The organism is Lysinibacillus macroides, assembly GCF_001281525.1.
GTDB classification, from domain to species: domain Bacteria; phylum Bacillota; class Bacilli; order Bacillales_A; family Planococcaceae; genus Lysinibacillus; species Lysinibacillus macroides.
Map to the genome: position 1 here is coordinate 53934 of NZ_LGCI01000011.1, position 21168 is coordinate 75101.

Here is a 21168-nt window from a genome sequence, read left to right on the forward strand (position 1 = left end):
TATTTATTGAACTACACGAGAATAGTAAAGACGTGAGTTACTATAAGCGTCAAACATTGCTTTACACTCAGCATAAGCAATTGCTGCGCCCACTATAGTTATCAAAGTAGCTACAATTTTAGTCCAAACTGGTTCTGGAACAAGATATAAAGTGGCGATAGTAGTAAGAATTCCAGTCCCAACTTTAGCTACAAGTTGATTCTTTGAAGCCATAAAATTGTCTACTGATCTTTTGAAATCATTAAAGTGTGTTTTGTTATCCCCTTTGTAGAACGTACTTTTCATTTCACCAGTACGTAATTTAATCATCCAAATTTCACCTTGATTAGTGCTATAGATCCAATAACCATAAGCTTCTTGTAAGTTTACAGTTTGTAAAAGTTTATAGTTGGATTGTGCAGCAAGTGGCATGACATTCTCAAAAAGAATATCTTCCTCACTAATTTGAATTTCTTCAAATGGAAGATTGTCTAAGTTATAATCATTTTCTTCTGTAGGGATTTGATTACCATCTAAAACTTCTGTTGATAATAGGTTTCTTTCTAAGTCATAAGTTTCGATTGTAATGTTATTAGTCTGCTTATCGTTTGTAGCAATATAGATATTACTATCATCTTTTGCTTCAACTACTCGTGTACTTGCATTATCAACTAAGATATTAGCTGTAGTGCCATCTTCAAAGGTAATTGTCTGAGTTGATACTTCTTCTGCTGCTTGAACTGTTCCCATAGGTAAAACTACCGTAAAGAAGCAAAGCGCAAAAAATGCTACTAATTTTGTTATGAATTTAATGTAATATATACCATCTTTTCAATTTTTTCTTTCATAGGTAATAATAACACTGAATAATAAAATAATATTTATTTTATTATTCAGAAAAATATGAAAATTATGAAATTAATTATACACTTTACGTATACGACGATTACTATGACATACATGTACTTAAACGATAATCAACACTGTCTATTGCTATATCTTGTGCATTTAACAATGTTAGTCAAATATCGTTCTTATACTAAACTGATCTTTTATGACCATATAACGGAAATAGGCGGGTTTATTTATTCAACAATATGCCCCGTTTGTTGAACAAAAAATCCTACATATCAACATAGGATTTTTAATCAAACTTTATTATGAATGATCAAACTTTTTTATAAAACTACACCTGTCTACTTGATGGGGAGCAGTTTAAAATTGGTTATGCCCCTGCTACAATCAAAAAAATAGAAAGGGAGCGTATAGAAATGCTTAAAAATAGAACAGTAATAATAACGGGTGCGGCTTCTGGAATTGGCAAAGAAATTGTTAAACAATGTTTACATGAAGGCGCTTCAGTAATTGCCTGTGATATTAATGAAAACGCCTTACAGGAATTGAAGCGGTCAATGGATGACCATTATGTACTGCATACATATCAGTTGGATGTAAGTAAATATGAAGAAGTGACCAATTTTTTTGTATATGTTGAAACAGAACATGCTGATGTAGATAGCTTAGTTAATAATGCAGGGATTTATTTGGCGAAGAATATACTGGATTATCAAGCAGATCAAATTGATAAGGTCCTAGATATAAACATTAAGGACTTTATTTATTTCTCACAAATGTTTGGGAAAAAACTACTCAAGAGCCAAAGAAAAGGAGTAATTGTAAATATGTCTTCAGTGTCAGGGATTGAAGGAAGTTCAGCTGCAATTTATGAGTTATCAAAAGCTGCGATACTAGGTTTAACTAAAAGCAATGCAATGAATTTCTCCCTTACATCCGAGTTAATGCTGTTACGCCTACGATGGTAAACACTCCGATGATGGATACAATACCTGATTGGAGAAAAGAAGAGTATTTCAATCATCAACTCATCGAAACCCCTGTAATGCCTGAGGATGTTGCACATACCGTTATCTTCTTATTATCAGATAGAGCCAAGCATTACACAGGGGCGACATTTGATATAAATAATGGAGGGTATCTAAGATAATTTGAGTTTGATTTTCAAGTGCTAACAGTATCTAAGGTCAATATGGGCTCTTCTTATTTATTGTAAAACGTAGAGTTGGAAGGGGAAGTTTATCAGATATTAAGGATATTGGATTGGGCAAAACAACTTGATTCTTCCATATAGAACGCCATTCAATTATAGGGCGCTATCCTAGAACAAGGATAAGCGTCATTTTCATTTTATGTGCAGGATAATCGAATATCATAACGAATAGTAAAAGCTTATCAAAGTTCTGTTGAGGAGGGGTCTTACTGAAGATGAATGAGCAAAGCATAAAAAATAAAAAGGCTTGGGAATACCGAGCATATGAATTTTGGAACAAAAGTAACGGTACGCCAAAGGATTTGGCTATTCAGATATTAGAAAACCCGAGAGCATGTCTTAAAAAGCACAAACAATACTTTGAACATATTGAAGGAAAGAGGATTGCAAATATTTGTGGTTCAAATGGCAGAAAAGCAGTACCATTAGCATTATTATGTGCTGAGGTAACAGTATTTGATATTTCAGCAGAAAACCAAAAATATGCCTTAGAATTAGCAGAATATGCAAATACCTCGATTCATTATATTGTCACTGATATTTATGAGATTGACTTAACAAAGTATAGAAATCATTTTGACATGATTTATTTAGAGGGTGGTATATTGCACTATTTTCATGATATTGATCAATTCATGTTTATTCTGTTTTCATTACTAAAAGATGGTGGTGAAATGCTTCTAAGCGATTTTCATCCCTTAAGAAGATGTATAGTTAAAGGGCCTAACGCTGAAATCCAATATCAAATCCAACAAGGTTATTTTGATAAGAAATTACAAAATGGAGACTTAGCATATAAGCATTTCTTTGATGAGCATGAACAAGAGGATTTTCCTGATGTGTCTGTAAGATTTTATACACTTAGTGAGATCATCAATTCTGTCATCACATCTGGTTTCAAATTAATGAAATTTGATGAGCATCGTGGTTGGAAAAATGAAAATATACCATGGGAATTTACTATTCTAGCAGTTAAATAGCTAAATCTGTTTTTAATTAAAGGGAGTTAAGGTATGGCACTACCAATTTAAACAAAGAGAGGAATCCATATGGAAGTAGTATATCTGGCAGGTGGATGTTTATGGGGTGTACAGGCTTTTGTAAAAACTTTACCTGGCGTTCAGTTTACAGAAGCAGGAAGAGCGAATGGAACAAGTCATACACTTGAGGGAGATTATGATGGATACGCCGAATGTGTAAAAACAGGATTTGATCCGACAGTTGTAACAATTAGGGAATTAATGGGGTATTTATTTGAAATTATTGATCCTTATAGCTTGAATAAACAAGGGCAGGATGTTGGGGAGAAATACAGAACAGGCGTCTATAGTGAAAAATCTGAACACTTACAAGAGGCAAAAGCGTTTCTTCGTGAGCGAAATGATTATGACTTTATCGCTGTTGAAGTATTACCGCTTACCAACTACATAAGAAGTGCAGAAGAACATCAAGATAGATTAGCTAAATGTCCAAATGATTATTGTCATATTCCAGAAGAACTATTAAATAAGTACAGGTAAGAAGGATTATTCATGCAACGCTTGGGCGTGTTAATTCAATTCTGTCTGCTTTAAAAGCCTTATTACATGTTTAATGTAGTAAGGCTCTTATTTATTATCGATCTACCAAAGCAGTATCTGAAATCGTGTTCAGTATGTGGAGCGAACGAAGTATGGGTCACGACTATCCCGCTTTTTACCAACTAAAAAATAGTATCTTTCAGGCTTTGGGTGAATAAGGACAAATTTATGTATCACGCACTGGGGGGAACTTTTATTATAGTCGGTGATGTTGGTACACGCGTTTGTTACTATCCTCTAATATTACTATTGCTTTTTAGCGTTTTTATAGCGTAAAGCTCACTAAAATGATCAAGCTTATTCCAAACATGTATATAAGCTACTATAAAGAATTTCTCTTTCACTATTTTTATTGTATAACTTTACCTTTTAAGATGATATAATAAAAAGCATTTGTTTTTTGTTTGTGGACTTACCCCTGTCAAGTAGACGGCTTTAAAAAAGACTAAGCAGCCATCTGGTGTCGATATTCTATCGGTGCCAGGTGGTTGAGTCGTTTTTGGAAGCGTTGGAAGTTATAAAAGTAGATGTATTGCTCAACGGCTTGCCTCACTGCTTCTTCCGTATTATCGTGTAAAAGATACAAACACTCGCTTTTAAAGTGCGAGAAGAACGACTCGATACAAGCGTTATCATGGCAGTTTCCTTTGCGAGAATGACTGCCAATCATGCCAAGTTGACTTACGGTCTGATGATACTTAATCGATGTGTATTGGAAGCCCTGATCCGAATGGATGATGCTTCGGTACACCTTTCTTTTTGCCGTCAATTCCTGTAGTGTGTCCATGACTAATTCTAAATCGTTACGCTCACTAATTTTCCAGGCGACAATTTCGTTGTTATATAAATCTTGTACAGCTGATAGGTAGAGAAAACCATTTTTCGTCGGTAAATATGTAATATCTGTCACGAGCACCTCATTTTCTACACGCTCCTTAAAATTACGCGCTAGCACATTATCAAATACACGTGATAGTCGATTTCCCCATATACGATGCTTTTTACGGATAATCGATTGAATACCCAACTCACTCATTAAACGATAGACCTTCTTATGATTCACATGAAATCCTTTGTCTCGTAAAGCGATTTTCATACGAGGATAACCATACATTTTATGCGTTTGATGAATCGCTAAAATATGCTCCTTTAAAAGGATATCATCACGTTTACGTAACGATACCTTGCCATTTTTAAGCCATCTATAATAACCTGAACGTTCAACTTTCGCCATTTCAGTGAGCCATGTAATCGGATACCGATCTTTCATTTCTTCGATAATATGATAACGGTCTGGATAAGTGGGTATTCCTCCATTTACAGATTTGGATACTGCTTTTTTAAGTATTCTACCTGTGCCTTATAGTAATCACGTTCTTCTTCTACAGTTTTAAAGTGGGTACGTTTTCCTTTTAACGGATTCTTCACACCTTTCGCTCCAGAACCCGTAGATGGAAGGCGATTAAAGGCTTCAATTGATCCAACTTCTTTAAATTTTTTCACCCAGGCCTTCACTTGTGAAACATTGCGAATTTCATATCGATCCGCAATCTTTTGCATACTTTCATTGCTCGTTAAATAGGCTTGTACAATTTCTAACTTCAATTCATTTGAATACGTATTATTTTTTCGCGACATAGAGAAAATCCCCTTTAAGTAAAATGTTTATCTACAGCGTACTGTAGGTTTTTTAACATTGTCTACTTAAAGGGGATAATATCATTGATAGTGTTTTTTAAATCAGATAAACAATAAAACAGATGGAGTAGAAAATAGACAACATGAGGGAGAATTTATTTTTAAATAGAATTATTTGAATATTTTTATTATTATATTTTCCAGACAATTGTTATTTATTAAGAGTGGAAACTCGTAGGGGGAGAATTCTTAGATAGAAGGGATTTTCCTCATATTCAGACGATAAAATATGTGTTTCTTGTTATACAAAAGTGGAGGTAGTATAAATGTTGTCTTTTTTAGGGTTTTGTATGATTGCAACTTTTCTGCTGTTAGTGCTAACGAAGCGGCTATCAGTGGTAGTAGCTTTCGTTTTGGTTGCCGTAGCTTTTGCCGTAATTGGTGGGTTTAGCGTTGACATGGGGCAGATGATGATGGATGGTATTTTAAAAGTAACACCTACGGCAGTGATGATTGTTTTTGCTATTTTATATTTCGGTCTGATGATAGATGTTGGTTTATTTGATCCTCTAATTGCTAAAATCCTTAATTTCGTAAAAGGAGATCCATTAAAACTGGTTTTAGCTACTGCGGTTATGACAATATTAGTAGGTTTGGATGGAGATGGTTCTTCAACGTTTATGATTACAATTTCAGCATTGCTTCCGATTTACAAAAGGCTAGGTTTAAACCTACTTGTCTTAGCATGTGTTGTTTCGTTAGCGGCTGGGGTTATGAATATCATTCCTTGGGGAGGCCCGTTAGTAAGGGCGGCAGCTAGCCTTCAGGTAGAAGTCTATGATTTATTTATTCCGCTTATCCCAGTGATGATTGCGGGTCTGTTATGGACACTTTTTGTCGCCTATATACTAGGTAAGAAGGAACGAGAAAGATTAGGGGTTATGCAGTCGGAATCTTTTAGGGCTGTAGCAGAACAAGCCGCTACAGTGGAGGATAGTAAACCAGCTTCGAAATTATTCTGGTTTAACTTGATTTTGACAATTATGCTTATGGTATTGTTAGTTATGGAAGTGTTACCAATTCAGATTTTGTTTGCTGCGGCATTTGCGATTGCCTTACTTGTCAACTTCCCTAATCCAGTAGAACAACAAAAAATGATTTTAAGCCATGCTAATAGCTTTGTGCTGATTAGTACACTAGTTTTTGCTGCAGGCATATTCACTGGTGTATTTAGTGGAACTGGTATGATGGATGCAATGGCTTCTACAATCGTTTTGGTGATTCCCGAATGGCTTGGTGCACATTTACCTGTAGTGGTGGCATTAACCACTATCCCTCTTAGTTTCGTCTTTTCACCTGATGCCTATTACTTTGGAATTCTTCCGATTATCAGTGAAACCGCCACTAGTTTTGGCATTGATCCTGTTGAAATAGGACGTGCAGCTTTGTTAGGTCATTCAACAGTTGGCTACCCATTGTCTCCTTTGGTCCCTGCGACCTTTATTCTCATTGGGTTAGTTGGAGTAGGGTTTGGAGAGCATCAAAAATTCCTTTTAAAATGGGCATTTGGAGCGAACCTCATCATGACCATTACGGCAGTCCTACTAGGTGTCATTTCTTTTTAAGTTAGTAGAGAATATTTTTGCTTTGAAATATCTGAATATATGGAATTGGTTGATAAAGTAACAGTAATAGTGTACTGTACTTTGTCGATACATAGATTATATTAATTGTATTAGATAATATGCTTTTTGAATTTTTTCCTGAAGACAAAAGGGAAAGTGCTATTTCAGGCACAGTATGTGAAGATTTTTAAACAAACTTTATTCTAAGATTACAATGCTTGTTAATAAACTATAAATAGCTAGTTAAATTATATCCTTGTACTGAGAATGCATAAATGAAAAATAAAAAGAGTGCAACCACTAAGTCTATTAAGTATAGTTAAAGCTAAGACAAAATAAGGAAGGAAGATTGAAAATGGATGTCAAATACCCAATTGGTCAACTGCAAGTTCCTGAACATGTTACATTAGAAGATGTGCAGCAGTGGTTAAAGCAAATCGCAACATATACAGAGCGTTTACGTGAAACAGTGGATGGTGTAAGTGATGCTGATCTGAACAAAACGTATCGTGATGGTAGCTGGAATGTGCGTCAGCTTGTCCATCATATTGCCGATTCACAGCTCAATATGTATCAGCGCTTGAAGCTTGCATTAACGGATCATAATCCGACTGTGCCTGCTTTTGATGAGGAAAAATGGGCGATTCAACCAGACACAAAGCTTCCTGTAGAAAGCTCAATTAAAATGCTAGAAGGCATAAATGAGCGCATTGTTGCTTTAGGGAATAGCTTAATAGAGGAACAATTAAGTCGCACCTTTACACATCAGCAAGCGGGTGAAATTAAGGTCGCAACAAAGCTCGCAAAACTTGCTTGGCATGAAGAACATCACCTAGCCCATATAAAAATCGCCTTAGCAAAATAATATGCCTGATCGTCAAAAGGCTTACACGTTCATTGAAAATTATCTCTCCTCTATGAGGGGGGATAATTTTTTTGCTGTGCAAGAAAGAAATTACGCTGCTGCCTTTACCTAGATTATTTTTGGTGCGAAATTAGGTATTATATTAAATCCTCTCATAATAAAAACTCCTATAAGCTTGGCTTCTGTAGGTTTCTGCCTAAAGCAGAAGCCTCCATTCTTTTTATATGAAATAAAAATTTTTATTTGTCAGTACATGTAAACTTTTCGTTAAGCTGTGCGTTGTATAGGCAGAAGGGAGGGGGACGTGGCGAAGCAATCAATGAATGAGTTTTTACAGCAGGTAGGAATCCTGCTATACCGCTATTTAAGAAAGCGGGGATTAGCCCATGAGGATGCGGAAGATATTGTGCAGGATACATGCTATAAATTTTTGTTACATAAGGATGGCATTCAATCAGATAAAGTCATGAGCTGGCTATATCGCGTGGCCACCAATCAATTTTATGATATTAAGAGAAAAGAGCAGCGTCATCCCACAACGGAATTGGATGAAATGCAATGGACCGCATTGACGAATATCCCTGAAATTCAAGCGCTAAAAAATGAAAGATTAAAGGATATAAGAAGCACGCTTGAAACGTTGTCTAGCTTACATCAGGAATTGTTAGTCCTTAAATATGAGCTAGGATTATCGTATAAAGAAATTTCAGCCTTAATGAGTAAAAATGAAAATACATTAAAGACGCATGTTAGACGGGCGAGGGAAGAATTTACAAAACGTTTTCAGGAGGAGATGGATGATGAATAAGGAGCAGCCTAATTTTTTATTCGATGACAAGCAGACGAAAAAAATAATGAGAAAGGCAAAGCTTTGGTCAACAATTAAAATAGTGGGAATAACAATTCTCATTACGCCAATTATTATCGTAGTATTATTATACAGTCTTCGCCATGCATCAATAAATAGTGCCCAAGAGGTAATGGATGATATTCATTTATTTAATGAAATTAGTGCCCCAAATGTTCAAATTAGTAATCAGCTATATGATTACAATTTGTTCGGTGGAAAAATAACAACAACAACTTATAAAGTGCTTGGAGAGCAGCATCGTCCTTATATTTGGCAGCCTCTTAACAGTGATTACAGTCTATTTGGCAAACTTACGCAAAATTATATTTCCAGTCCAATCCAATTTGAAGGCTCAGAATCATTAGCAGAAACTTCTCAATTGGAACGGTTTAATGAATATACGGGCGATCGAGAAATGTTCTTTTACCATCCTAAAATTTCATATGACATTTATAAAGATAGTATAAGTGAACTCAATCAATTGGGGGAAAATACTTTAGTTGAGTTAGCGGTATCCTTTGATTCAGCATATGATTTTGATGAAATAAAAAGCAAGCTGCCATCGGGGGTACAGGCAGACTGGTGGTGGGTGGACGCCTTTACAAAAGATATAATGGCATTTTTGGAGAAAGACCAGAGTACAATTCAAGCTAATTCTCCATTTATTTATGGCTTTCAATCAGAGCAATCAAAGCCAATAGCCCGACGTTCTCCAAACAATGAAGTTGATAGTTTTATTCAGCATATTGAACTTCTGCGTAAAAGCAAGAACTTTGAATGGGAAACGAATCAGGTTTATCAGGCTTTAGTAGGAAAGAATGGCAAATTGGAGAGCGATGATATAAAAATTATTGGGGCTGTTGTATCTGGTACACCAGAGCAGCTTATGTTATTAAAGAATCAGCCATATATAAAAGGCTCTACATTTGGGGTAATTTCTAATCAACAGTAGGGAATTTGAGGCACAATAAATTAGCATTTCTATAAAAGGAATGATTCAATTGTATTTAGAAAGGCATTTTAAATAATGTAGATTTGTGGTCAAATATTAAAACAAAAACATATTTTCTACGGAAATATAGTATAGGTCAACGTTTTTCGTGTTAATTAAGAGACCATTTATAAAAGGCTTACTGAAGGAGCTATTTGGAAAATAAATTGATTTCCAAATGGCTCTTTTCCACTTGGACCATTAACATTTTTAATTACCTTCATAGTAGTTTATTAGAAGGGAATTAATGAAAATAACTTTTAAATCACTTTTACTTTAATTATAATATATCTAAATCATTTTTTTGTAAAAGACAAAGGAGAGAGTAGCTTAATGAAGAAATTTCGTTTGTCAGAGGATCTAAATGTGGGTTTTGTGGATGGGGTGATTGATGGGTATAAGGATTATTTAAGAGTTAGAAAAGAAGCCGCAAAAAATTTAAAAATACATGGAGCATATGCTTGGGTTAAAGGGAATCATATTGACCATCATGTAGCAGTTCAATGTGAAAAATTAGGCATCGTTAGTAAACTATCTAAAGCTGGTATTACATGGCAGTATCTGCAATTTCAAAATGAAGCCGAAAAAGCTTTATTTTTGGTGAAGAACGCACGTTATTTTGATCCTAATGCGGTAGATAAAGGTGTAGATGCTAACGGTCGTCCAAGGACAAAAAAAGCAACCTATATGGAAAATTTAGTTTATATAAATGAAGATGTAAATTTTCCAGAAGAAGTTGATTCTGCAAATCACAGAAAGTCAATTCAACTGGAATTGATTGAAGACCCACAAAAAATGTTGATTTCTAAGGAAGAGGCAGATGAAGTAGTAAAGCAATTTGAAAAATTTTATATTATAACATATGAAATTGATGAAGAATTTTTAATTCATTCTATTATGCTTTGGATGCCAAATCCAGTAAATAATAAAGCATATTTGGTTGAGGATTTGTCCATGCTAATTAACACTAAACCATCTCATATCATTGAAATGGAAGAAGAAACAAAAGCGATATTACAAAGCTCAATGGATGCAGAGTATGATGCAAGCTCATATGATATTGCCCTTACAGAGGATGAAATTGACGAAACAACTAGAGAAAGTTAACAGTAATAAAAGAGAGGAGCTACTAATTTGTTTATTGGTAAAAGCTTAACAAATATCCGAATTTTAAATGAGCTAAGTAGATCTCAATTAGCAGAAAAATTGGATATTACAGAACAAGCTGTTTGGCAATATGAAAATGGTTATGTGTCTCCTAAGCTAGAAGTGGTAAATAAAATGAAAGCTTTATTTAATGTCAAATCATCCTATTTTTTTCGAGATGATTTATTAGAGAATAACCAGCCAAGGAATATTTGTATAGAGAGAATTGCATATCGTTCCGAATCAGTGAATTCAGCAATGAAGACTCAAAGTGAGTTAATGCATGTGAAATTTTTAGATGCATTTATAAAAAAAATTGGTAATAAAATAAAATATCCCCCCAATGAAATTTTAACTTTGCGTATAAAGGTATTAGAGTATCTAAATGGAAACCAACATGAAAAGCGTGAATTACAAATTCGTCGTATTGCGCAAATGGCTAGGAAACATTTGAGGTTATCTGAAATAGATAACAAAAATTTATTGTTTTATTTAGAAAAGTCGGGAATATTTATCATTGAAAAATCGATTGGTGATACGATAGATGCGTATAGTTTATGGTCGGAAGATGATATTCCTTACATTGTTTTAGGCAATATAAAAAAATCTGCTGTGCGAAGGAATTTTGATTTGGCACATGAACTTGGTCATTTATTGTTGCATTATAAAACAGAGTTTAATATGTTAGACAAACTAGCATACAAAATTAAAGAAGATGAAGCATATTTATTTGCATCAGAGTTTCTTATGCCTACAGAAGCTTTTACAGAAGATGTTCTTAAACTGGCGAAAATTTCAAATCCCGATGCTTATAAAGAGTTAAAAGAGAAATGGCTAGTATCTTTACAAGCTATGGCGATGAGAGCGAGAAATTTGGATTTAATCACACATCAACAATTCAGATATTTTTATATGTCCATTAATAAAAGAGGCTATAGAACAGAAGAGCCCTTAGATACGAGTATTCCTCTCGAAAGGCCTATGAAAATAAGAAGTATTCTGCAATTGCTTTTCGATAAAAAAATAATCAGTTTAGGGCAATTAATGGAAGAACTAAAAGTGGATATTCGTTTTCTAGCAATTATTACAGGAATTGAAGAGGCATTTTTTGAGAAATATTCTAAAGAGGATTTCAAAAGTTTTTCAATTGATGATTTAAAGGTTTTAAAGTAGACAAGGTGAGATGACTGTTATTCTAAAAATAGAATGCAGTCTTCTTTTTTGTTTTGTATTATACTTGAACTAAACAATAAAAATGGATAGGTGACATAGGATGATTACAGGCGAATTAAAAAATAAAATTGATGGAATTTGGACAACGCTTTGGACAGAGGGGAGTACGAATCCTTTAACAAATATTGAGCAAGTCACGTACTTATTATTTATGAAAGGTTTGGATGAAGCAGAATTAGCGAAAGAGCAAGATGCGGAGCTGTTAGGGCTAGCATATGACGGAATTTTTCCGAAAGAGAAGTCATATCTTCGCTGGAATGTCTTTAAAAACTTAGGCGATGCAGAAGATATGTACAATAAGATGACACAAGAAATTTTTCCATTTATTAAAGGTTTGGGTGGAGAAGATGAATCGGCATTTTCTAAGTATATGAAAGATGCGATTTTCCAAATAAATAAGCCGTCTACTTTACAGCGTGTTGTATCAGCCATTGATAATATTCCAATGGAAGACCGTGATACGCAGGGCGATGTCTATGAATATCTATTATCAAAGCTAGCAACCTCAGGTACAAACGGCCAATTCCGTACACCGCGGCATATCATTAATATGATGGTGGCATTAATGAAGCCAACACCAGAGGATATTATTATTGATCCAGCCATGGGTTCAGCAGGATTTTTAGTAGCAGCAAGTGAGTATTTACGTAAAAATCATAGTGATTTATTTCTGATCCAAGGTTTAAAAGAGCATTTCCATCAAAATATGTTCCATGGCAATGATATGGATACAACAATGCTGCGTATTGGAGCAATGAATATGATGCTGCATGGTGTGGATGCACCAAATATTTCGTATCGCGATTCGCTTTCAGAGGACAATAAGGAAAAAGAAAAATATACATTAGTGTTAGCAAATCCACCATTTAAAGGTTCGTTAGACTATGAAGCGGTTGCTAACGATTTATTAGCTGTAGCGAAAACAAAGAAAACCGAATTATTATTTTTAACGCTATTTTTACGTATTTTAAAGCCAGGTGGTCGTGCAGCAGTAATTGTACCAGATGGTGTATTATTCGGTAGTTCAAATGCCCATAAAGCAATTCGTCAGGAGATTATTGAGAATAATAAATTAGAAGCCATTATTTCAATGCCAAGTGGTGTATTTAAACCATATGCAGGAGTATCAACAGCAATTATGATTTTCACGAAAACAAATGCTGGTGGTACAGATCATGTATGGTTTTACGATATGAAAGCAGATGGTTATTCACTGGACGATAAACGTAATGAAATTGAAGCAAATGATATTCCCGATATACTTGCACGCTATAATAATATAGAAAACGAAAAAGACCGCAAACGCACAGAGCAATCATTCTTTGTGCCATTTGAAGAAATTAAAGAAAATGATTGGGATTTGTCGATTAATAAGTATAAGGAAATTGAACATGAAAATATTGAATATAAAGATCCTGTGGAAATTATAGAAGAAATAGAAAAAATGGAAAGTGAAATATGTAATGAATTAATAAAACTAAAGGAGATACTAAGATGAATTTAATAGATTTAGGGTCTCTAGTTAATATAAAGACAGGAAGATTAGATGCTAATGCTAGTACTATTGACGGTGCTTTTCCCTTCTTTACGTGCTCGATTCAACCTTTAAGAATTTCAACATATTCTTACGATACTGAATGTGTTTTAGTAGCAGGTAATGGTGATTTAAACGTAAAGTATTATAAAGGGAAGTTTGATGCTTATCAAAGAACATATATTATTGAATCTAAAGATAAGAGTATATTAGATGTAAAATACCTATATTGGTTTATGAAGAAATATATTGAGAAATTGAGACAACAGACTATAGGTGGGGTAATTAAATATATTAAATTAGGAAATTTAACATCTGCTAAAATTCCATTATTTGAGATAGATATTCAACGTAAAATAGTAAATGTTTTGGAGAAATCTAATGGAATTATAAAAAAACGCCAATTTCAAATCGTAGCATTAGATGAATTAACGCAAAGTGTGTTTTTAGATATGTTTGGCGATCCTTTTTATAATCCTAAAGGGTGGAAGATTGGTAAAATAGCTGATTTAACTAAATCTACACAGTACGGAACGAGTTCAAAGGCTAATGAAGGCTCAGGAGACTTTCCAATTCTTCGGATGAATAATATTACGTATAATGGAAATTGGGATTTTTCTGCTTTAAAATATATAGACTTAGATGAAAAAGAACAAGAGAAGTATTTAGTTCATAAAGGAGAATTACTATTTAATAGGACAAACAGTAGGGAATTAGTAGGTAAAACAGCAGTATACAGAAATGATATTCCTTCTGCTTATGCAGGATATCTAGTAAAATTAATTCCAAATATTGAGGCAAATGCTGAGTTTATTGCAGCATACTTAAATTCGGCATATGGGAAAAGAGTTTTATTAAATAAAGCAAAGAGCATTGTAGGAATGGCTAATATAAACGCTCAAGAACTGAAAGCTATAGATATTTATTTACCACCTAAGAAATTACAAGATGACTATGCTTATAAAATACAATCAATTCTCAAATACCGAGAGCAATTAAAAGGTTCACTGGAAAGTTATAATAATTTATATAACTCCCTCCTCCAAAAAGCCTTCAAAGGAGAGCTTTTCCAAGAATTAGTGTAAAACTTTAGTCACAAAGGTGGTTAGGTGAATGACGAATTTTGGGTTTCTAGTAGAAAAAGAGCAGTTTAAGAACTTTGCGACAGCTTGTGTAGAGGCGGAAAACTCCATGTTGATTAGTCCTGCGACGTGTGCGATTTTGACACGTCGTGCGCTTGAGCTTGCTGTGAAATGGGTGTATCAAGTTGATGATGCTGTAGTTGTACCGTATCGTGATAATTTATCGAGTTTAATTCATGATCGCAATTTCTTAAGTATTATTGATGAAGAGTTATTGCCGATGATGAAATATGTGGTCAAGCTAGGAAATACGGCTGTACATACAAATGCGACAATTAAACATGATGAAGCTGTATTAGCATTGCATCACCTTCATCAATTTATAGCATGGATTGATTACTGCTATGCGGATGACTATACAGCGCCAACCTTTAATGAAAATATTTTGCATGCTAATGATGAAAAGCGTGAACGCCCTGAAGAATTGCAAGATTTATATGAGCGTTTAAGTGCGAAAGATAAAGACTTGGAAGAGTTGCGCAAAGAGAATGCAGCTCTGCGTAAACAATATACAGAGAAGCGTGTTGAACATACAAAAGAGGCACACTTTACGGTAGATACATTTAGTGAATTTGATACACGTAGAATGTATATTGACTTAGATTTAAAATTGGCAGGCTGGTTGTTTGATCAAGATATTGAGAAAGAGTATCCAGTCAATGGTATGCCGAATACTGCGGGTGAAGGATTTGTTGATTATGTGCTACGTGGCGATAATGGTAAAATCATTGCGCTTGTAGAGGCAAAGCGTACATCAAAAGATCCGAAAGAAGGACGTCAGCAAGCGAAGCTTTATGCAGATTGTATTGAAAAAGAGCAAGGCTTACGTCCTGTTATTTTTTATACAAATGGTTATGAAACCTATATTTGGCACGATCACTATAGCGCACGTAAAACATCAGGCTTTTACAATAAAGAAGAAACACAATTGCTTATTGATCGGCGAACTTTACGTAAACCTCTGCAAAATATAGTTATCAATGATGCAATTACCAATCGACACTATCAAAAACAAGCGATTCTTGCTGTTTGTGATGCATTTGAGCGTTATCAAAGAAAGGCACTACTTGTTATGGCGACAGGAAGTGGGAAAACTCGTACCGTTATTTCATTGGTTGATGTTTTAACAAAGCATAACTGGGTGAAAAATATTTTATTTTTAGCAGATCGTACAGCTTTAGTGAAGCAGGCAATGCGTAATTTTAATGCATTGATGCCTAATTTATCATTATGTAATTTACTTGAGCGTAAAGCAAATCCAGAAGAAAGTCGTATGATTTTTTCAACGTATGCAACGATGATGAATGCCATTGATGAAACTAAAACAAAAGAAGGCAAACGTTTATTTACAGTTGGGCATTTTGATTTGATTATTATTGATGAATCTCACCGTAGTATTTATCAGAAATATCGTAGTATTTTTGATTATTTTGATGGGATGTTAGTTGGGTTGACGGCAACACCAAAAGATGAGGTTGATAAAAATACGTATTCCATTTTTAATTTAGAAAATGGTGTGCCCACATATGCTTATGAATTATCACAAGCCGTTGAAGATAAATTTTTAGTAGATTACAAAACATTGGAAACAAAAACAAAGTTCCTTGAGGATGGTATCGTTTATGATAGTTTATCAGAAGAGGAAAAGGCTGAGTTTGAAGATGTCTTTGAAGATGAGCCAAATGTGCGTGATATTGATAGTTCAGCGTTAAATAATTGGTTATTTAATGCCAATACTATTGATATGGTTTTAGAAAGTTTAATGACGAACGGTATTCATATTGAAGGTGGCGATAAACTTGGTAAGACGATTATCTTTGCTAAAAATCATCGACATGCGCTAGCAATCAAAGAACGATTTGATTTGAAATTTCCTGAATATGGTGGTAATTTTGCAGAGGTTATTGATTATAGTATAAATTATTACCAATCTTTAATTGATGATTTTTCTACTACTTCAAAAATGCCTCAAATTGCAATTTCTGTAGATATGTTAGATACAGGTATTGATGTTCCTGAAGTAGTAAATTTAGTGTTCTTTAAAAAGGTACGTTCTAAAACAAAGTTCTGGCAAATGATAGGACGAGGTACACGCTTATGTGAAGATTTATTTGGTTTAGGGCAGCACAAGGATAGCTTTTTAATATTTGATTGGTGTAGTAATTTTGAATATTTCCGTGCCAATCAGCATGGTACAGAGGCGAAGTTATCAAAAACATTAACTGAAAAGTTATTTAATTCAAAAGTCGATATTGTCCGTGAATTACAAGATGTTGAATATCAAGTAAGTCCATATCAAGAATTGAGAGAAGAAACTGTCGAGGAATTAGTAACAGATGTCAAGGCATTAAATGATGAAAATTTCCGAGTACGTCAGCATATTCAATATGTGCATAAGTACAAGGAGAAAAATAATTGGTATGCATTATCTGTTGTCCAAACAAATGAAATTAAAGAGCATGTATCACCTTTAGTTACCCCTTATGAAGATGATGAACTAGCTAAGCGGTTTGATTTATTAATGTACACGATTGAATTAGCTAAATTAAATTCACACAATGCAACAAAACCTATTAGGCGAGTAATGCGTACAGCAGAGATGTTAGCTAAATTAGGCTCTATTCCACAAGTAGTAGCGCAAAAAGACATGATTCAAAAAGTGCAGGAAGAAGAATTTTGGAGAGATTCATCTATTCAAGATTTAGAGAAGGTGCGTGAAGCGTTACGAGATTTAATTAAATTCATCGAAAGAGGGCAACAAAAAATTTATTATACAGACTTTAAAGATGAAATCATTGAACAAACAGAGAACGATTCTATATTGGATGTGAATGATTTACAAAGCTATCGTTTGAAAGTGGAGCATTATTTAAAAGAGCATCAAGATCAAATCGCTATTTATAAATTACGTCATAATAAGGGACTTACAAAGCAAGATGTTGACACGTTAGAAAATATTCTATGGCATGAATTAGGTTCAAAAGAGCAATATGAAAAAGATTTTGGACAAACACCGATTACAAAGCTGGTTCGTAACATAGTAGGCTTAGATCGACAAGCAGCTTTAGAAGAATTTTCAGAGTTTTTATCTGAAGAGCGCTTGAATATGCAACAGGCAAAATTCGTTGGGTTAATTGTGGACTATGTCGTGAAAAACGGCATACTGGATAAACAAGTACTCCAACAAGATCCATTCCGTACACTAGGTAGTCTAACATCTCTTTTTAAAGAGAATATGGGAGATGTAAGATCAATTATTGCGATCATAGACCAAATCAATGCCAATGCGGAGTTTATTTCTTAACGAATAAAAAGTTAATGACAGGTACCTTATATTACTTAGCGCTCACTTTTGATTTATTCTAGTGAATTTTCTGCATTAGATAGGGAGCATGTTTTGGTTAACTAATTTTCAAAACATGCTCTTTTAAATTGGTTTTAATATTATTAATGTACTCAAATTTTCTTACAAAGTTACTAAATTACATATTTACCATTCATTTTTCAAAACTACCTTTCCTAATGCTTTGCCTGACTCTAGGTATTGATGGGCTTCTGAAACCTCATCAAACGTAAAAATCGTTGCATCCACAAGTGGACGTAGCTTTCCTTCCTCCACTACATGTGTGATCCTTTGTAAAATTTCCCCATAATCCTTATGCAGATTGGGATTCAAGATTTTTAATAGCATAAAGGTAACATGAAGAGAGAGCCCCTTCGCATGTACAGGAGAGAGATCGTGTGTGGAGCGGGCAGCAATAGCAGCTACTGTTCCATGCACGGCAGCTGCTTCGAAAGAACGATCTAAGTTTTCACCACCTACAGTATCAAAAACAACATCAAAGCCTTTTCCATCTGTATATTTTTGTACATAGTCTTGCACGCTTTCTTCTCGATAATTAATAGCTACATCGGCACCAAGACGTCTAGCAATCTCTAGCTTTTTCTCGCTAGAAGCGGTTGTGTAAACATTTGCGCCTATCCATTTTGCTAGTTGAATGGCTACATGTCCCACACCACCTGTAGCACCGTGAATTAATATATTTTGACCAGGTCTAAGGCGTGTACGATTGAATAATGCTTCCCAAGCAGTAATGGATACTAATGGTAAAGCGGCAGCCTCCTCCATCGTTAAGTTTTTCGGTTTATAAGCAAGTAAATCAGCATCGGCTAGCATAAACTCGGCAAGTGCCCCACTGGAGGTTCCTTGAAATCCACCTGCACAACCGTATACCTCATCTCCAATTGTAAACTTAGTGACACCTTCTCCTACTGCACATACAATACCAGCGACATCTCCATGTAAGACTGCTGGAAATTCTGGAGCGACTGCTGGCACAACACCAGCACGGACTTTCGTATCAATAGGATTTACACTTGAAGCCTTTACTTCGACAAGTACATGTCCAGGTTTTAGTACGGGTTTAGGAATATTTTCTAATTGAAAGACGGATGGTTTACCAAAAGCTCGAATAATTTGCGATTTCATATGGGTCACTCCTTTAATTTTAAAATTTTACTTTCATGCTATTGTATTAGAAATGGGTACAATCCAGCTAGCGTGAGTTTGAATTCCTTGGCTCTCTGTACTTATCGATTAGAAGTACGCCGTTTAGCTAATTTGTTTTTGTTAAATAACATCTAGTAAATACAAAGAGAGTGGTAGGCAGTTCAAACTTTGTAATAGTCTCCTCTAAAATCGATCGTAGCGTATAGAAAAATATTTAGTCTCTTTTATAAACTTTATATTACTTTATGTAAAATAAAATTTATAGTACGCATATTTTCGTTGAATAGTATTAATTTTGGAAGTTAATTTGATTCTTAAAAGATTAAAGTGTTACTGTGAAGGAATTTAAAACTGAACAATGTCCTGATAAAACAGCTTGTCCTGTGGTGGTAAATGAAAAGGAATCATAGTGTCAGCAGCAAAAGATCTGAAAGTTACCTTTTAAGACAAAAGGGACTTATACAATGCGTTAGAATTAGAGGTGCTACGGCCTCTTTTTTTATGGGGTTAAAAAGTTAAAGCACCTGCCATCCATCGCTAACTTGTAACAATGATTTATCTGAAATTTCTATGAATTATTTTCATATTTAATTATCTAATATTCATTTGATTTATAGTTAGTGTGCCCTCTATAATAAATTCAATCATGATTTTGAAGATATGGAGAGGTAAAGCGTTTGGAAGCACCAGTTCACAGGTAAGCTAAAATAATAGGCTTTCTCGCCATAAACCACTTCTAAAAATGCCTTTGCCTCCCATCAAAAAAATTACAAGAATAGAAGGTGTGTTCCTTGATATTAAATGAGGTTATTAGTCGACGACAAACAAATTGTGTTAAATGGGATACTTTAGACACGGTATACAATGTGCAAAGTACAGATAATATGCTAGCGATGTGGATTGCTGATATGGATTTTGCTGCACCTCCTATTATTCAACGAGCTGTAGCAGAACGTCTTACGCATCCGATTTTTGGTTATTCTACTGTGTCCTCTGAAACGATTCAAGCTATTCAAAATTGGTATCAGCACTATCATCAGTGGACAATTCCAGATAAGCAAATGTTATTTCTACCAGGCGTGATTCCAATTATTGCAAATGTTATCGAATGCTTCACAAATGTAGGGGATACGATTGTGGTGACGCCTCCTGTCTATCCGCCGTTCTTTCAAATTACACAGCAAAAAAAACGGCATGTAGAGTTTTGCCATCTACAGGAACAAAATGGCTCCTATCAGCTAGACTTAGTACGCCTTGAAGAAGCCTTTCAGCATAGTAAGCTATTTATTTTATGTAATCCTCATAATCCTGGGGGAGTTGTTTGGTCACGTTCAACATTAGAAAAAATTGTAGAGCTAGCCATTGCCTACGATGTAGTGATTTTATCTGATGAAATTCACTGTGATTTGGTAATTAATCCAACGGTAAAGCATACGCCAATGTTAACTGTTAAGGATGCTGAAAAAGCAATGATTTTTGCTGCGATTGCCCCTACAAAAACATTTAATATTGCTGGTATTCAGGCTGCCATGCTTGTTTCTTCTACAGTAGAGAATCATTGTCAAATTGCAGAGCATGCCATGAGCAATGGTATCCATGGCTTAAATGTTTTTGCTGATGCTGTAGTTGCCGCTGTTTATCGAGATGGACGACCTTGGTTAGAGGAGGTTTTAAGCTATATTTCTGAAAATATGGATTATGCCGTTGATGAATTATCAAAAATTCCTGGTATTCGTGTCACTAAATCTGATGCTACTTATTTATTGTGGATTGATTATCGCCCATTAGGGATTGATGAGCAGCAAATGATGGGAAAACTTTTAGCAGTGGGACTAGCCCTGGACCCGGGCTCAAAATATGGCCCACAGGGTGAGGGCTTTGTGCGTATGAATATTGCGACGCCTCGTGCCATTATAGAACAGGCTGTACAACGTTTCTCTGCTGCCTTAGCGCAACAATAGATTTAAAAATAAAGCTTGAAAATCAATGATAAAAATATTGATTTTC

16 protein-coding genes and 1 pseudogene are annotated in these 21168 nt (G+C 34.7%); 13 read left to right on the forward strand and 4 right to left on the reverse strand.

The genetic code is table 11. The features are described 5' to 3' along the window. Positions 1-3: 3 nt before the first annotated feature. Positions 4-729 (reverse strand): geobacillin-26 family protein, encoded by a 726-nt coding sequence (locus ADM90_RS20625; protein WP_053996763.1) that lies wholly within the window; start codon positions 727-729, stop codon positions 4-6. 521 nt (positions 730-1250) lie between these two features. Between ADM90_RS20625 and ADM90_RS20630 the strand changes: the two are divergent. The 3 genes and pseudogenes from ADM90_RS20630 (at position 1251) to ADM90_RS20640 (ending at position 3567) form a co-directional block, all read left to right on the forward strand. Continuing rightward, positions 1251-1984: pseudogene (locus ADM90_RS20630) on the forward strand (SDR family NAD(P)-dependent oxidoreductase). Between the two features lie 278 nt (positions 1985-2262). Then, positions 2263-3027, forward strand: coding sequence for a class I SAM-dependent methyltransferase (locus ADM90_RS20635; protein ID WP_053996764.1), 765 nt, complete (start codon positions 2263-2265; stop codon positions 3025-3027). Positions 3028-3096: 69 nt separating this feature from the next. After that, positions 3097-3567, forward strand: coding sequence for a peptide-methionine (S)-S-oxide reductase (locus tag ADM90_RS20640; protein WP_053996765.1), 471 nt, complete (start codon positions 3097-3099; stop codon positions 3565-3567). Between the two features lie 505 nt (positions 3568-4072). Here ADM90_RS20640 and ADM90_RS20645 read toward each other — a convergent pair. Beyond that, positions 4073-4975, reverse strand: coding sequence for an IS3 family transposase (locus ADM90_RS20645; protein WP_152928060.1), 903 nt, complete (start codon positions 4973-4975; stop codon positions 4073-4075). Further along, positions 4945-5265 carry a helix-turn-helix domain-containing protein gene (locus tag ADM90_RS20650; protein WP_016995084.1) on the reverse strand — a complete coding sequence of 107 codons (321 nt, stop codon included), beginning with the start codon at positions 5263-5265 and terminating at the stop codon, positions 4945-4947. The genes ADM90_RS20645 and ADM90_RS20650 overlap by 31 nt, the downstream gene beginning before the upstream one ends. Before the next feature lie 326 nt (positions 5266-5591). Here ADM90_RS20650 and ADM90_RS20655 point away from each other — a divergent pair, with 326 nt between their 5' ends. The 9 genes from ADM90_RS20655 (at position 5592) to ADM90_RS20695 (ending at position 17955) form a co-directional block, all read left to right on the forward strand. Next, entirely contained in the window at positions 5592-6890 is a 1299-nt protein-coding gene (locus ADM90_RS20655) for a CitMHS family transporter (RefSeq protein ID WP_053996767.1), read from the forward strand. Between the two features lie 355 nt (positions 6891-7245). Then, on the forward strand, positions 7246-7755 hold the full coding sequence (locus ADM90_RS20660) for a YfiT family bacillithiol transferase (protein WP_053996768.1): 510 nt from the start codon (positions 7246-7248) through the stop codon (positions 7753-7755). Between the two features lie 304 nt (positions 7756-8059). Beyond that, on the forward strand, positions 8060-8563 hold the full coding sequence (locus ADM90_RS20665; RefSeq protein ID WP_053996769.1) for an RNA polymerase sigma factor: 504 nt from the start codon (positions 8060-8062) through the stop codon (positions 8561-8563). After that, a complete protein-coding gene (locus ADM90_RS20670) occupies positions 8553-9557 on the forward strand; it encodes an anti sigma factor C-terminal domain-containing protein (RefSeq protein WP_235473763.1) in 1005 nt (334 codons plus the stop codon). Before ADM90_RS20665 ends, ADM90_RS20670 begins: the two co-directional genes overlap by 11 nt. Before the next feature lie 372 nt (positions 9558-9929). Then, positions 9930-10703 carry a spr1630 family ClpXP-sensitive toxin gene (locus ADM90_RS20675; RefSeq protein WP_053996770.1) on the forward strand — a complete coding sequence of 258 codons (774 nt, stop codon included), beginning with the start codon at positions 9930-9932 and terminating at the stop codon, positions 10701-10703. Positions 10704-10730: 27 nt separating this feature from the next. Further along, on the forward strand, positions 10731-11915 hold the full coding sequence (locus tag ADM90_RS20680; RefSeq protein WP_053996771.1) for a spr1629 family repressor/antitoxin: 1185 nt from the start codon (positions 10731-10733) through the stop codon (positions 11913-11915). 100 nt (positions 11916-12015) lie between these two features. After that, positions 12016-13473: a type I restriction-modification system subunit M gene (locus ADM90_RS20685; protein WP_053996772.1), complete on the forward strand. Its 1458-nt coding sequence runs from the start codon at positions 12016-12018 to the stop codon at positions 13471-13473. Next, positions 13470-14594: a restriction endonuclease subunit S gene (locus ADM90_RS20690; protein ID WP_053996773.1), complete on the forward strand. Its 1125-nt coding sequence runs from the start codon at positions 13470-13472 to the stop codon at positions 14592-14594. The genes ADM90_RS20685 and ADM90_RS20690 overlap by 4 nt, the downstream gene beginning before the upstream one ends. Positions 14595-14622: 28 nt before the next feature. Further along, positions 14623-17955 (forward strand): DEAD/DEAH box helicase family protein, encoded by a 3333-nt coding sequence (locus tag ADM90_RS20695; RefSeq protein ID WP_053996774.1) that lies wholly within the window; start codon positions 14623-14625, stop codon positions 17953-17955. 186 nt (positions 17956-18141) lie between these two features. On the opposite strand, the gene ADM90_RS20700 is transcribed toward ADM90_RS20695, so the two are convergent. Continuing rightward, complete coding sequence (locus tag ADM90_RS20700) at positions 18142-19140, reverse strand: zinc-dependent alcohol dehydrogenase family protein (RefSeq protein ID WP_053996775.1); 999 nt, start codon at positions 19138-19140, stop codon at positions 18142-18144. An 812-nt stretch (positions 19141-19952) separates the two neighbouring features. Here ADM90_RS20700 and ADM90_RS20705 point away from each other — a divergent pair. Beyond that, complete coding sequence (locus tag ADM90_RS20705) at positions 19953-21122, forward strand: MalY/PatB family protein (protein ID WP_053996776.1); 1170 nt, start codon at positions 19953-19955, stop codon at positions 21120-21122. The last annotated feature ends 46 nt before the right edge of the window (positions 21123-21168 follow it).